This is a genomic window from Vibrio pelagius (assembly GCF_024347575.1).
GTDB classification, from domain to species: domain Bacteria; phylum Pseudomonadota; class Gammaproteobacteria; order Enterobacterales; family Vibrionaceae; genus Vibrio; species Vibrio pelagius.
The window spans coordinates 958,714-973,695 of the sequence record NZ_AP025504.1; the positions used below are offsets into that span (position 1 = coordinate 958,714).

12 protein-coding genes are annotated in these 14,982 nt (G+C 45.6%); 5 read left to right on the forward strand and 7 right to left on the reverse strand.

Annotated elements, in window-relative coordinates; genetic code table 11:
* Nucleotides 1-2: 2 nt before the first annotated feature.
* Nucleotides 3-905 (reverse strand): homocysteine S-methyltransferase family protein, encoded by a 903-nt coding sequence (locus vsple_RS18465; protein WP_261883347.1) that lies wholly within the window; start codon nt 903-905, stop codon nt 3-5.
* Nucleotides 906-1,034: 129 nt separating this feature from the next.
* Nucleotides 1,035-1,874, reverse strand: a complete 840-nt coding sequence (locus tag vsple_RS18470; RefSeq protein WP_255232811.1) for a DMT family transporter — start codon at nt 1,872-1,874, stop codon at nt 1,035-1,037.
* Between the two features lie 479 nt (nt 1,875-2,353).
* Here vsple_RS18470 and vsple_RS18475 point away from each other — a divergent pair, with 479 nt between their 5' ends.
* Nucleotides 2,354-3,793, forward strand: a complete 1,440-nt coding sequence (locus vsple_RS18475; RefSeq protein ID WP_261884014.1) for a 6-phospho-beta-glucosidase — start codon at nt 2,354-2,356, stop codon at nt 3,791-3,793.
* 96 nt (nt 3,794-3,889) lie between these two features.
* Nucleotides 3,890-4,885 (forward strand): LacI family DNA-binding transcriptional regulator, encoded by a 996-nt coding sequence (locus vsple_RS18480; protein WP_261883348.1) that lies wholly within the window; start codon nt 3,890-3,892, stop codon nt 4,883-4,885.
* Between the two features lie 80 nt (nt 4,886-4,965).
* Here vsple_RS18480 and vsple_RS18485 read toward each other — a convergent pair whose 3' ends face one another.
* Nucleotides 4,966-5,955 carry a zinc-binding dehydrogenase gene (locus vsple_RS18485; RefSeq protein ID WP_261883349.1) on the reverse strand — a complete coding sequence of 330 codons (990 nt, stop codon included), beginning with the start codon at nt 5,953-5,955 and terminating at the stop codon, nt 4,966-4,968.
* A gap of 248 nt (nt 5,956-6,203) precedes the next feature.
* Between vsple_RS18485 and vsple_RS18490 the strand changes: the two genes are divergently transcribed.
* Nucleotides 6,204-6,764, forward strand: coding sequence for a sugar O-acetyltransferase (locus vsple_RS18490; RefSeq protein WP_261883350.1), 561 nt, complete (start codon nt 6,204-6,206; stop codon nt 6,762-6,764).
* Nucleotides 6,765-6,845: 81 nt separating this feature from the next.
* Here vsple_RS18490 and vsple_RS18495 read toward each other — a convergent pair whose 3' ends face one another.
* Nucleotides 6,846-8,033, reverse strand: a complete 1,188-nt coding sequence (locus vsple_RS18495) for an MFS transporter (RefSeq protein WP_261883351.1) — start codon at nt 8,031-8,033, stop codon at nt 6,846-6,848.
* 166 nt (nt 8,034-8,199) lie between these two features.
* Between vsple_RS18495 and vsple_RS18500 the strand changes: the two genes are divergently transcribed.
* Nucleotides 8,200-9,081, forward strand: a complete 882-nt coding sequence (locus vsple_RS18500; RefSeq protein WP_261883352.1) for a LysR family transcriptional regulator — start codon at nt 8,200-8,202, stop codon at nt 9,079-9,081.
* Nucleotides 9,082-9,165: 84 nt separating this feature from the next.
* Here the strand turns inward: vsple_RS18500 and vsple_RS18505 are convergent, their stop codons facing one another.
* Nucleotides 9,166-9,630, reverse strand: coding sequence for an ASCH domain-containing protein (locus tag vsple_RS18505; protein ID WP_261883353.1), 465 nt, complete (start codon nt 9,628-9,630; stop codon nt 9,166-9,168).
* A 207-nt stretch (nt 9,631-9,837) separates the two neighbouring features.
* Between vsple_RS18505 and vsple_RS18510 the strand changes: the two genes are divergently transcribed.
* Nucleotides 9,838-11,370, forward strand: a complete 1,533-nt coding sequence (locus vsple_RS18510) for a phospholipase D family protein (RefSeq protein WP_261883354.1) — start codon at nt 9,838-9,840, stop codon at nt 11,368-11,370.
* A 69-nt stretch (nt 11,371-11,439) separates the two neighbouring features.
* Here vsple_RS18510 and vsple_RS18515 read toward each other — a convergent pair whose 3' ends face one another.
* Together vsple_RS18515 and vsple_RS18520 are read right to left on the reverse strand one after the other, a co-directional pair.
* Complete coding sequence (locus vsple_RS18515) at nt 11,440-13,554, reverse strand: TonB-dependent receptor (protein WP_261883355.1); 2,115 nt, start codon at nt 13,552-13,554, stop codon at nt 11,440-11,442.
* Between the two features lie 328 nt (nt 13,555-13,882).
* A complete protein-coding gene (locus vsple_RS18520) occupies nt 13,883-14,839 on the reverse strand; it encodes a GntR family transcriptional regulator (protein WP_261883356.1) in 957 nt (318 codons plus the stop codon).
* Nucleotides 14,840-14,982: the final 143 nt, after the last annotated feature.

The following is a 14,982-nucleotide window of genomic DNA, read 5'->3' on the forward strand; positions in this document are numbered from 1 at the left end:
GCTTATTGGCCAGTCAGTGTTAACTTCCAGTCCCTAAGCGCTTTAATGTGTTTAGGGCCAATACCACAACAACCGCCGATAATGGTTGCGCCTAGCTGATACCAACGTTGCGCATAAACTAAATAGTCTGCAGGAGACAGCTCTCTTACACATTGAAGTGTATCGTTCGCCTCATGTTCGCTGCTGATCGGTGCAAAGTTATTTGCATATACACCAATCTCGATTGAGCTGTCTAACTTACTCAGTACCTGCTTAGTCTCTTTAATTGCTTGTTCCATCACCTCTGGAACTGAGCAGTTAAATAGCACAGCTGCTGCGCCGGACTGAGCCACAAGCCTGATAGCGTCGGTCACAGCTTGCCCTGATCGTAGCATTGCTGAAGAACCCGTCTCATCACTAAGGCTGAACGCGTAGTAGCAAGGTTTGTCTGACTCTTTCAATATATTATGAATAGCGCTGAACTCTTCTAAGCTGCATAACGTTTCGACTATCCATAGATCGACATACGGTGCTTGTGCATTGTACAAGGTTTGCACGATAGGTTTTGCTTGCTCAGCTTTGAATAGATCAGGTCGGTAGCTACCAAATGGTGGTGGGATAGCACCGGCAACTGTCACAGAGTGATTTGCAGATTTCGCGACTGAGTATGCCAGTTTTCCAGATAGCTCTGCGAGGTTAAAACCTTGCTCAGAAAAACGTTGCTCACCAAGGTGGAAGGGAACACATGCATAGCTGTTGGTGATGATCAGCTCAGCACCTGCATCGATAAAGTGTTGATGGGCTTGGGTGACAAATTGTGGAGCTTCGATAAGTGCTTGAGCGCTCCACAGTGGCTGTGAAAACGGAGCGCCAATCTCTTTGAGCTCTCTGCCCATACCACCGTCCAATATTGTGAGTCTGTTCAAAGTAATACCCATATCCGTGACAGAAAGACTAGCGACAACCATATCAGACGCGAAGGATTAAGACTACGTTGCTGTGATGTTCCACTTTAACTTTGAGTATCGCTCATGAGTGAATCGGATGACCTGAAATTACAAAGGTTGTTTGACTCTTCGTCTCTTCGCGGCTTGAAGCATAGTGTAGGGCGACAGACCCATCACTAACATGGTGCCTATGATGACAAATACTGAACCAAAGATAGTATTGATGCCGATGTGTTCATCGAGAAATAGGTGTCCCCACAAAATACCAAATACTGGCACCAAGAAGGTAACTGAAAGTGCAGGTGACGGACCCAGTTCATTCACTAGGTTGAAATAGAGTAGGTAGGCTAAGCCAGTACAGACTGCACCTAATAATATCACTGATGTGGCAATGGTTAAGTCGGGGGCTTCTCTTACAGGAATAAAGAAAACAAACGGCAAAACTAATAGCACCGAGGCCCACATGCTTCCGTGAGCATTGCTGAATGCCTCCACTTTTGGGGCTATTTTGGTGTAGTTAGAGGCGATGCCATAACTGAGTGCGGCACCCACAGCAGCTCCAATTGGTAAAATCGCTTCACGGCCAATGTTGATCGCATCCCACCCAACCAGAATCCCAACGCCTGCGACGCCAAGTCCAAGCCCTAAAATTAAGCGACTATCGAGTGGGGTCTTGGTCCAAATCGCTCCGATAATTGCTGCCCAAATGGGTGCTGTCGAGTTAAGAATCGACAATGTGGAGGCATTCAATGTTTGAGCTGCATAGGCAAATAGTAGAAAAGGTAGTGCCGTATTGAATAATCCAAGAATAAAGAAGTGTCGGGTATGCGCGGTAAACTTGAGGGTTTTCTTTAGATAAATCGAAACCAGCAACAGTGTTAATGCCGCAAAAAGTACGCGAGCTTCAATCAGCATCGCTGGGCCAAGGGGCGTCGCGGCTATCCGCATAAAAAGAAAGGAACCACCCCAAATAGAGGCGAGTATCAGTAGTTTAGCGAAGCTTAACATGGCTCATAACCTGACCGTTCAAAAAAGCGACTATGGAACAATTAGTTGCAATACACAAGATAATGTTACAAATATGTTGTCCAGTTCAACTTCAAGCTTGTCGACACTCATTTAGAGCAAGGCATATGAATCATTTTGTTGAAAAACTCGTACTCAGTTTCCGAGTTAAAATTCAGTTCGGTATGTCTTGCTATCTTAATTTTTTATTTTCCTCTCAATAAAACCTATTTTCTTTTATCTCAATAATATACAGAGCACTTGGTTCTTAAATTCAATCATCCTGAATAAAAAAGGTCAAAAATTGGTTGTTGAAACCGATTTCAAGATGTATCTTTTGGTGGTCTTGAAATCGGTTTCAGGGTTGTTTCGTGAAATTCTGGTTTCTGTTCGGTAAATGTTTTTTCTTAGTGAGTGATGGTATGAACAACGAGTTTCCAAACGATTTTTTATGGGGTGGTGCAGTTGCAGCACATCAATTAGAAGGCGGCTGGGATGCAAATGGCAAAGGTGTAAGTGTTGTCGATGTATTGACCGCTGGCGCACATGGTGTGCAGCGTAGAATCACCGATGGTGTGATTGATGGTGAAAACTACCCAAATCAAGTCGCTGTGGATTTCTACCATCGCTACAAAGAAGACATTAAGTTATTTGCTGAGATGGGCTTTAAGTGTTTCCGCACCAGTATCGCGTGGACGCGTATTTTCCCGAATGGTGATGAAGCTGAGCCGTGTGAAGCGGGCTTAAAGTTTTACGATGACCTGTTTGATGAGCTTCTGAAATACGATATCCAGCCTGTTGTGACGCTGAGCCACTTTGAAATGCCTTACCATCTAGCGAAAGAATACGGCGGCTGGATGAACCGTAAAGTGATCGATTTCTTCGTTAAGTACTCAACTACGGTGATGGAGCGTTACCAGCACAAAGTGAAATACTGGATGACGTTTAACGAGATCAATAACCAGATGAACACCTCAGCGGACATCTTCGGTTGGTTATGCTCTGGCGTGAAGTTCCCACAGTGCGAAAAGCCGCAAGAAGCGATGTACCAAGCAGTTCACCATCAGTTTGTTGCGAGCGCATTGGTGGTGAAAAAAGGTCACGAGATCAACCCAGGTCTGCAGATTGGTGCGATGTGTGCGATGGTGCCTTTCTACCCTCGCTCTTCAAAGCCAGAAGACATCATGGTGGCGCAGCAAGCGATGCGTGATCGCTACTTCTTCTCTGATGTCATGGTTCGTGGTCACTATCCAAGTTACGCCAAGCGTGATTGGGCACTGAAGGGCTTCAATATAGAGATGCAGCCTGAAGATGAGAAAATCCTAAAAGAAGGTAAAGCGGATTACCTCGGCTTTAGCTACTACATGTCAAATACCTTGGACTCGTCTTCTCACCAATCAACAGAAGAAGCGATGGACGGTGGTCATGAAAACTCAGTAGAGAACCCGTTCATCAAATCGAGCGATTGGGGCTGGCCGATTGACCCAACAGGCCTGCGTTACTGCTTAGCGTCTCTTTATGAGCGTTATGAAGTGCCACTGTTCATCGTTGAGAATGGTTTTGGTGCGGTTGATACCATCGAAGAAGATGGCAGCATCAATGATGACTACCGTATTGCCTACCTTGGCGATCACATCAAAGAGATGAAAAAAGCCGTTGCGATCGATGGCGTTGATCTAATGGGCTACACCCCTTGGGGCTGTATCGACTTAGTATCGTTCACCACAGGTGAGATGAAAAAGCGTTACGGTTTCATTTACGTAGACAAACACAACGACCAGTCAGGAACACTAGAGCGTAAGCGCAAGAAGTCTTTTGAGTGGTACAAAGGCGTGATTGCATCTAACGGTGCCTCTATTTAGAATGCCTGCAATTAAACGGCAGCGAGCGTTGCCGTTTCACTAAGCAATACAATTAGCTGGCTTAGGTCGGCTGATTTTTTATAGAAGGGTAAGTGAATGGTAACCATGCTTGATGTTGCGAACCGCGCTGGCGTCTCGAAATCGACGGTCTCTCGCGTGCTGAACGGCAAGAACATCGTAAGGCCTGACGTTGCCAAGAAGGTCTTTGATGCGATTCAGGAGACGGGCTATCGACCAAACTTGTTGGCTCAACAGTTGGCGACCAAGAAGACTAACTTTATCGGTTTTGTCATTACTAACGAGCTTTTCAATGGCCCTTACTTCTCATCTTTGATGTATCACGCCGCTTCTTACAGTGAAAAATCCAATCATCAGTTGGTGATTACCGATGGTAAACACAGCGCTGAAGACGAGCGCAAAGCCATTAACTTTCTGCTCGATATGAAGTGCGCCGGTATCATTATTTACCCGCAATGCTTGAGTGAATCTGAAATCGCGCAGATCATTGAGAGCACAGACACTCCCATTCTTGTGCTCAACCGTGAAATGCCATCTTCACCTGAACATGCGATCACCACAGACCACTACCAAAGTGCTTGTGTGATGATGGAGCATGTTATTGAACAAGGCCATCAGCAGATCGCTGTGATCCGAGGAAAATCAGGGTCATCGACTGACGAACAACGCTTCGCCGCGTATCGCGATACCTTGTCCAAACACAAAATTGCTTACGACGAATTGAGAGTCGTACAAGGCGATTGGACAATGGAGAGTGGTTATACCTCAGCGCAGGATCTGTTGGCTAACAATATCTCTTTTACCGCGGTGCTGTCGGAAAATGATGATATGGCGATCGGCGCGATGAAAGCTTTTCTAGAGAAGGGCTACAAGCTACCTCAAGATATCTCTATCGTGGGCTTTGATAACAGCAAAGTGGGCGAGTTTTTAACGCCTAGCCTAACCTCTGTGAGTGTCCCATTAGAGCAGATGACGCAAAAAGCCATCTTGAAAATCGTCGGTGACTCAACGCAAGCAGATGTCATCAACACCACAGGTAGTCTTGTCATTCGAGATTCAGTACTCAGTCGCTAAGATACTCGACTTAAAGGAATGCCTAGAAGGTTCTGGAGTGAATCACTTCTAGGCAGGGGATGTTCGGTAGAGTGTTGAGACTAGTGAGCTAGCTTGGCGATGATTTTGCCAACCGTGCGTTGGTTTCTCATATCCAGTAGCGCGTGACCAATCTCTTCGAGAGTAATCACCTTGAGGTTAGGAACTACTACGTCACCAGATTCAACCAAAGCATTTACCGCGTTGCCTGCATCCACCAAGGTTTTCATACCCTTGGCACCATTCACATGACCTGATCCTAGGCTAAGTTGGTGGAAACTGAGACCTTTAAGGAAAGCATTGTCGTAGCGCTCAGGTGCCACGGTTTGCACTAACTCCACCATTTCGCCTTCATAAGCCAATACATCAGCGGCAAATTTGTCGTTGTCGCCGCCGACACAATCCAGCGCAATATCCACACCTTGGTCTTGAGTAATCTTCATCACTTCTGCAACGACATCTGAGCTGCGGTAATCAATGGTGTGAGTCGCACCAAGCTCACGAACCGCCTCATGATTGGCTTGTGAGCAAGTCGTAATTATGGTTTTCACACCAAGTGCTTTGGCAATTTGAATCGCAAAGCTGCCCACGCCACCTGAACCACCAGTGATGAGTAAACTCTCTTTGTTGCTGGCATGCAGTTTATCCACCAAAGCGCGGTAGGCCGTCCATGCTGCACATGGCAGAGAGGCCGCTATCTCTGGAGAGGTATTTGGATGTGGAACCAAAGTGCGAGCGTCTTGAATGGCGAGTTCTGCAAAACCACCATGAGCGCGTCGCATATTGCCGTGATACAGCACTTTGTCACCCACCCGCCAATTTTCTACCTTGCTGCCGATCGCGATGATTTCACCTGAAACGTCTAAGCCACCAACAAATTGATCGTCCATGTTTGGCACCATTCCATGCCAAAAGTTGATTTTTGCATCTACGGGGTTGAGTGCGACAGCCACAACATTAACCAAGACATCAAATTCACTTTCTAAATTGGGTGTTGGGAGTTCTGACACTGAGAATGTATCACTCGATTTTTGGTAGGTAATTGCTTTCATTATCGCCTCTATTCCATGATCTATTATCACTAGAATAGCGTGCATTTCATAAATTGATAATTATCGATTGTTTAGCCTACCATTACATTTTGTTATTAGGTTATAGGGAAGATTCAGCCTAATTATTGGTCGTCGGTTAGTTATTTTTATTGGCAAAATTGAATCGCAAAAGTGTGCGCGGCGTTGATTATTGTGTCAGTACAAGCCTCTATAATCGGCGAAAAGTTTTTGGTAAGTAGATAAAGAACATGAAAACAGAAAAACAGAAGATGTTGGCTGGAGAGCCTTATTTAGCATGGGATGAAGAGTTGTACGCAGAACGAATCGAGTGTCGTAAGGTTCTACAAAAGCTCAACAATAGTATCCCAGACAGTGACGAGTGGCGTTCTGCCATTGACACCTTGATCCCTGACTCTGAAGGCGCTTATTTAGAGCCACCATTTCGATGCGATTACGGCTCAAACATTAAGCTGGGTAAGAATTTCTACGCCAACTTTAACTGCGTGGTTTTAGATGTAGCAGAAGTGACGATTGGCGACAATGTGCTGTTTGCCCCTAATGTACAAGTGCTTACGGCAGGTCACCCATTGGATGTGAAGAGCCGTGTTGATGAAGGCGTTGAATTCGGTACGCCAATCTCGATTGGTGACAATGCTTGGATTGGTGCTGGAGTGATCATTTGCCCTGGCGTGAACATTGGCAAAAACAGTGTGATCGGTGCGGGTAGTGTGGTGACCAAAGATATTCCAGACAATGTTGTCGCAGTCGGAAACCCATGCAGAATTTTGAGAACAATTGATAACGATTAATAGCACCATCAAATAGACAAAGCCCGAACCTAGATTCGGGCTTTGTTTTTTCTATTTTAGCTAGATGCTAGATGCTAGATGCTAGATGCTAGATGCAGCGACTTGTTGAGTCTGTTTCTTGTCTAATAGACCACTGAATCGAGTCAGTGCTAGTGCAACTAAGACAATCACAGCGCCAATCCAAGGTGTGTTCATTAAGCCAGACTCTGCGACAATGATACCGCCTCCCCAAGAGCCCAGAGCGATACCTACATTGAAGGCAGCTATGTTCAAGCCTGATGCTACGTCTACTGCATCTGGCGTGTATTTCTCTGCCAGCTTAACCACGTAGACTTGTAAGCCTGGAACATTACCGAAGGCAAAAGCACCCCAAATCAAAATAGTAGCGACTGATGCGTACGGGTTAACCGCCGTGAAGTTGAATACAACCAGTACCGCAGCCAGACCAGAAAAGATAACCGTTAGCGCTTTGATTGGCCCCATTTTATCGGCCATCTTACCACCCCAGATGTTACCTACCGCGACTGAAACACCGTAGACTAACATGATTAGGCTGATTGCACTTGAGTCGAAACCAGACACATTTTCTAGGATCGGAGCGAGGAACGTAAACGCGGTAAATGTGCCGCCGTATCCCAGTGCTGTAATTGCATAAACCAGTAGCAATCTTGGTTGAGTCAGAACTTTCAATTGAGCAGAAAGCTTCGTTGCTGGTGGCTGTTTTAGGTTGTTAGGCACCAATAACGCACTGCCGATCAGAGCAATTAAGCCTAGTAAAGCCACGATCAAGAAGGTCGCTTGCCAGCCAAATGTTTGACCAATATAAGTGCCTAGTGGTACGCCAGTCACGAGTGCTACGGTTAGACCGGTAAACATAATCGCGATCGCACTTGCCGCTTTCTCTTTGGCCACCAATCCCGTAGCGATGGTTGAGCCAATAGAGAAGAACACACCATGAGCCAAGCCCGTTAATATACGTGCGGCGATGAGAGTGTTGTAGCCAGGTGCTTGCCAAGCCAACAAGTTACCCACCACAAACAGCGACATGATGGTGAGCAGTACCAGTTTTCGATTCCACTTACCGGTAAGTGCAGTCAGTACTGGCGCACCAACGGCAACACCCAGTGCGTAGAGGCTAACTAACAGGCCTGCAGAAGGTAGGGATACGTTGAGATCGGTTGCCATAGTTGGTATTAAGCCAACGATAACAAACTCTGTGGTTCCTATGGCAAAGGCGCTGAGCGTCAATGCAAGTAAAGCTAAAGGCATAATTATTTCTCTTAAAATGGGTAACACATAAAAGTGGGAGTCGGTTGTGACTCGTTTCGTTGGCAGGGATTATGTGAGAAATCGCTTTTGCTAAAAATAGTGTGATTAACAAATTACTTTTGTTATAAATGCAATAGTTGCACTATCTATTACTTAGGGGGAGCGGGTGATAACACGTTCGGATGATTTAGAGATTATGCTCACCGTGGTCGATAGCGGCGGGTTTTCAGCAGCTGCGCAGGCGCTTGATATTCAAGTAGCGAGAGTCTCCCGAAGTATTAGTAAGATAGAGAGTCAGCTGGGTGTTTCCCTGTTCAATCGTACGACGCGACGCGTAGAGCTAACCGAAGAGGGCAGGCAGTTTGTCGACTCGATTCGAGCCGGTTTAAGGATCATTCATGAGGCAGAAGAGGAGATTGTTTCGCGTGGTGAGCTTCCCAAAGGCCGGCTACGAGTAGACGCAGCCAGTCCGTTTGTGTTTCATCAACTCGTCCCTCTAGTCAGTGAATTCAATAGCGCTTATCCAGACATCGAACTAGAACTGACGTCAAATGAGGGGTTTGTTGACTTGATCGAGAAGCGAACAGACGTGGCAATACGAATTGGTCAGTTAACCGATTCGACGCTTCACGCTCGTCCATTGGGTAAGAGTTTGCTCTATATGGTGGCTTCCCCTGAGTATCTTGCTAAGCGCGGAATCCCTCAAAAGTTTGAAGAGCTCTCTAGCCATCACACAGTCGGCTTTACTGGAGCTAAGGTGCTTAATCACTGGCCGCTCCCAAACCAAAACTATGTTGAACCAACCATCACAGCCAGTAACGGAGAAACGGTGCGCCAGCTCGCTCTGGCAGGCAATGGTATCGCTTGTTTGTCTGGCTTTATGGTTCATCAAGACATTGCAGCAGGGCGACTCATCCCTTTATTAGAGCAGGAGAAGCTGACCAACACAGGGCGTGAAACAATCAATGCGGTGTACTACAAGTCTTCCTCTGTCTCTAAACGCATCTCTGCGTTTATTGATTTTATACAGCCAAGGTTGAGTTTGTAAAGTTGTACTTTTCAAAGGGCCGTTTAAAAATAGAGTTTAAGCGGGGTGTTAACCTTTTGATTTTTAATAAGATCGCGCTGATATTTATCGATGTATCACATGGAAACGCTCAAGAACCAACATCATATCCTCGCGCGGCTCAATATTGAGCTCAGCACACTCTTTGGAAAAGAAGTTCCAATGTGCTTCCCTCCACCATGCTAAAGACAGATCACCTTCACCTTCTGCTTGGGCAAATTCAGCGGTTACTTCGTTGTATGGGCACTGAGTGACGGTATCTATTTCTATAATGCATACAGGATTGCCGTGCCAATCGACCACTACTTGCAGATGCCCAACCGTAGGCATCGGTTCTTCGCCAGACTCGTACCAGTAAGCCATGCTGCAAGTCGCCGTTTTCTTCCCTTGTTTGATAAGTTCAGCGCACAAATTGGCATTGTATTCGTCGCCGCAGAAGTAGTCAGAACTAGAAGAGTGGTACTTTGCGCGTGATTGTTCGGTGAGTGAATTGAGGAAACTGTCTAAGTAACGTTGCGATCTATCGTCCATGAGAGCCTAACTGTTTTGAAAGAGTGAATTGTACAATATCTGCCAAAAGAGTATCACAACTCGCCTTCGTCCAGCAGTGTCATGATTATTGCGCAGTTCGTGGGTAAAAGCGCAAAGTTTGATATATTTCATTAATAAGGACTTATAAACTTACCGCCCCGAAACCGCTAGGGTTTGTAGATCAACCACCATTAAGGAATGGAATTAATGCTTGCGCTTAAACGCATCAGTGTCTCTTTGTTACTCATTGCTACATTAGGTGGCTGCTCTTCGTTACCAGAACAAGTCAATCATGCTCAAGAATCTGTTGTCGTCCCACAACAAGGCGCACTTTGGAGTATGAGCAATCAACACCCAGCTCAATCTGATGACGTCGGCGACAGTGCGGTACTTATCCAAGAGGCAGGCTGGGATGCTCTGTCTCAACGTTTGGCACTGGTTGAAGCTGCAGAATACACCTTAGATATTCAGTATTACATTTGGAACTCTGATGTCACGGGCGGCTATCTGGCTAGCCGACTGCTTGCCGCAGCCGATCGCGGGGTAAAAGTTCGTGTGATGCTAGATGACATCAACTTGAATGAAAGAGAAGCGCTATTGAATGCGTTAGATGCGCACCCGAATGTCGAAATTCGAGTCTTTAACCCTACTCCTAGTCGTAGTGGCTTTTCTAAATGGTTCAGCTTCTTATCAGATTTCTCTCGTCTAAATCGACGCATGCATAACAAATCCTTCACAGTAGATGGCGTTTTCTCAATAGTCGGCGGACGCAATATCGGTGACGAATACTTTGATTATTCCGATGAAATCAACTTCAGAGATCGAGATGTACTGGTCAAAGGTGATGTGGTCGGTGAGATCCAATCGAGCTTTGTTGAGTATTGGAATAGTGAATGGTCTTACCCAGTGTCTCTGCTCAGCGAGGATAAAGCGCCAGACCTATCATTATTAGAGGGACTTAGCACGCCAAGCTACGTCAACTATCCATCGTTACCGGAAGGAAAAGAGCAAGCAAATACGTTCCTTGAGCAACTAATGGAGGATATGGTCTGGGTAGACGCGCACTTTGTGTATGATCGCCCCATTCCTGTCGATTCAGGTGAAACCAACCAACCGAAAGAGACCGCTATGATCCTAGGAGAGCTCGCGCAGAAATCTCAACAAGAGATCTTATTGGAGTCTGCCTACTTGGTGTTTGATGATGGACAGCTTGAAGAGTGGCAGGTGCTTAACAAGCAGGGTGTTGAAATTAGAGCGTTGACCAACTCTATGGCGTCTAACGATCTAGTGACCAACCATTCGGCTTATGCGGGTCGTCGACAAGAGATGTTAGAGCACGGCATTGAATTGTTTGAGTTAAGGCCGGACTCAGCATTATGTGAAGCCTCAACGAAAGATGCGCAAAAATGTGCGCCGTATGTCGCTTACGGTCTGCATGCGAAATCCGTGGTATTTGACAAACGAATTGCCAGTATCGGATCGTTTAACTTCAACCTTCGTTCAACTTATCTGAATACAGAGTCTGTTTTGTTGATCGACAGTCCCGAAGTGGCCGGTGAACTGGCTTCGACAATCAGTGAAGCAATGAACATCGATAATAGCTGGCGACTCGATCTCGAAGATGGCAATGTGCGGTGGTATTCCAGTGACGAAAGCTGGAACTCCGAACCAGAAACGGGTCAATGGGAGCGTGCGCAATCTGGATTTTTGCAGTTGTTACCGATTGAAAAGTATCTGTAGAACGGTGGTAGCGGATACACTAATGAAACAAAGGCTCCTAATGAGGAGCCTTTGTGGTTTATATGTGTTTTAGAACTTAACTTGGTAGTTCAAAGTGTAAGTACGGCCTCGGCCTTTGTACTCAAACATTGCAGAGTTTCCGTACCAATGTTTGGCTCGTTGGCTCCAAATTGTCACATAATCTTCGTTAAGCAAGTTTTCGATACCGAAACCTAGGCTGCCGATGGGTAGTTGATAGCTACCCACTAGGTCAAATAAAGTGTAACCATCGAGTTCACGTTTATCTGCGTCTTTATAATCAAACATAGTTTGACTTTGTAGCTTCACGCTATAATCGAAGTCATACCAACCAGCCCAAGCAATGGCTTTTGACGTACTGGCTTCCATAGCTTTGAAGTCTTCCCAGCCATTGCTACCCTTCTCTTCGGTAACAACGTAGTGGCCAGACGCGCCTAACTGAAGGTTATCCGTCATCCAGTATGCTGCTTGTGCTTCAATACCGTAAACGCGTTTGGGATCTGATAAACCAGAAATCGTAAATTCATTCGTGTATTCAACAGTCGCATCGGTATATGAGTAATAGGCCGCCGACTGAAATGAGATATCGTTTATCGATGTACGGTAGCCGATTTCATAACTGTCGGTGGTAATGCCTTCAAGTTTTGAATCCGAGACATTACTGTTAGCATCTTTACCGTAGTATTTTGCCGCGTTCGGGATATCAAAACCTTGAGAGAAGTTGGCCCATACTTGTGAGTCTGGCGTTAGCTTGTAAATTGTACCTAAGTTAAATAGGGTTTCTGAGTAGTCGGTGCTCCCGCCAGGAACAAAGTCTGAATTTGCATTTTTTTGGAAGTCAGAAACTTTGGTATTGATGTATTGGTAACGCACGCCAGCTTGAACAGACCAGTCTTCTGAGATCAAATACTCGGCTTGTAGGAAAGTTGCCAATGCGTCTGTATCAACACCAGGGTATCGGCCAGCCATTTCATCAATGACATGTACAAGACCACCACTCCCTTCAGTTATTGATTGATCATAAATCGCATTGTCACTATCAAACTTATCTAGATAACCATCAATCCCATAAGTGACTGTTGCCTTACCAAAAGACTTATTGAGTGCTAGTTTTAGAGCAAAAATGTCAGTAGATTGGCTTGATGAGCTTGTTTTTAATGTACTGCGTCCTGCTGATGTATAAGGTGAGAAGGTGTGCTCCTCAGTACGGTACGAGATTTCTGCGATCAGCTGATGAGCCAAGAAGTCATCATTGTTGTATGCAGCGCTGAGCATTACGCGCTCAGTACCTTGTTGTCTGTCTGCTGAGTAGCCTTCGCGCACGTCAACGAATTGGTAGTTACCATTACTGTCTTTTTCAAAGTACAAACCGTACGGAGAATCTTGCTGACTATCATAATATTGAGCAAGCAAGTTGAGACGTTGTCCCTCAGCTAGGTTTATTTGTAAGTTACCCAGTAGATCGACTGTTTCGTTGAATTGCGTAGAGCCTTGAGTGATGTCTGGTGTGACGATGTCGCCATTAGCATCGAAGTAGCCTTGATTTTTGGTGTAGGCGACGGAAGCGCGGCCTTGAACTTTTTCGTTACCGCCAGCAACTGATTGTGCTAGCTTGTAGTCGAAGTCTTCACCCTTGGTAAAACCGGAAGTTCCTCCGACGAAGCTTTCAAACTCAACTTCTCCCACGGTTCCTTTTTTAGTGATGATGTTGATCACACCGCCTGCGGCACCAGCACCGTATATCGAGGTTGCGCCTGATAGCACTTCGATACGTTCAATATTAAATGGATCAATAGAGTCGAGTTGACGGCTGATAGAACGGACCGATTGTAGAGAAACTCCGTCGATCATGACCATGATGCTGCGGCCACGCAAGTTTTGACCTGAGTGAGTCCGACCACCACTCGCGACATCCAGTGAAGGGATTGCTGCTGCTAGAATCTCATCTAATTTTTTGCCACCTCGGTACTCTTGTTCGATCTGCTCTGCGTCAACATACCAAACTGTACCTGGAATATCGCTGATCGCTTTTGGTAAATGGCTCGATACAACAACCATTTTTTCGTCGGTCGAGTGCTCTTGAGCTTGGGCTGTGAATACGGAACTTACCGCCGCTACTGCTAGAGCGACTGTGGAAAGTTTGAAACTTCCTTTTTCGGTTTTCATTTTATTCTCTGCAATTATCAATGAAAGGCTGTACACATTCTTTAACGTGATGACTTTATTTTTATTGTCCTTATTGAGAATCAAGCGTTGGAGTCTAGAACAAGCGTATAGTTGCCTCTAAGTTTGATTCTAAATAAGAATCATTATTATTGTGTTTTTGTTGCGAAAAGACAATATGTAAATGCGATTTATTTTCAAATGCAACAATAGGCAATGAGGTGATAGTTAGTCTTTATTTGGTTGAGATATTCAAGTTGCTGATTTGTAAGGTTTGTTTTGGTGGTTTGCGGCAGGGTGAGGGCGGTGCGGTGAGTGGCCGCCCTGTTGATCAATGGTTTTTTAGAGCAATACTATTGATGATTTGTTCTCGTTGCTCTTGAGATACGTTCATCACATCTTGGTAGGTACGCTTCATGACGCGAACATCATTTTCAAGTAGCTCAGCGAGTTTCTCTGAAGCGGCTTGGTTATTCCCATCTAAAACGAGTTCGATGATATCTAGACGTCGTTGACATGACCGGCTGACGGAAGATTGGATATGCATAGAGACCAAATCGGTCGCTTTACGCAGTCGGTTTTGTTGCTGCATCATACCCAATAGGAAGCGGTTTCCGGAGCTTGCTGCGAGGATTTCATGGAAGTCCGCACTTAGTGTGAAAAGTTGGCTAGCAGTGATTGAATCTGGATTCTTGATAGCATGAACATGGCGTTCGCGACACTTTTCAAGCGCATCACGTTTGAGGTTCCACGTCGCTTCAAGTAGACCAGCTGGTTCAAAAATTAAACGACATCGGTAACTTTCGGTGTGTCTTTCAAGGGAGTTGAGTACACCATCCAGTTGCCACTTGTAGCCTGGGCTGCGTCGGAATATTGCATCGTTTTCCAATAATCTGAGTACTGACTGCACCTCACCACGATTGGCATCATAGCGTTGCTGGAGTTCATTTTCTGAAAATGAATCGCTGATCTCGCCGAAAAAGATGTCCATGAGTAATCTTAGATAAAGCTGCTCTTGACGGGCTTGTTCTTGATTGTTTTGCTCGCCAGTTTCGATATCACATGCATCGATCTGCAACACAAACCCCTTGTATGGAACAGATTTAGCAACACCTTGATCGGACAAATGCTTGAGTACGGCTCGCATCGGCGTTCTTGAAACCTCAAATTGCTGCGCAAGAGAGGATTCATTTAAACTGCTCCCTGCCACGGCGTTCTCCTCTTTGAGCCGCGTGACAACTTTGAAGAGTAAATCTCGTTGAAGGCGTGTGATTGCTGATGTGTCCATATCGTCCAAATTGTTCAGAGTATTGTTAAACCTGAGGTCGGTTGTTGCGCCTAAGGCAGGTGGTTGCGCTCATGGTAAACATAAACACGAGCGAATACCATAAATTGTGTTTCTGTTGCAAAAATACAAAGTCTTGTTTCGAG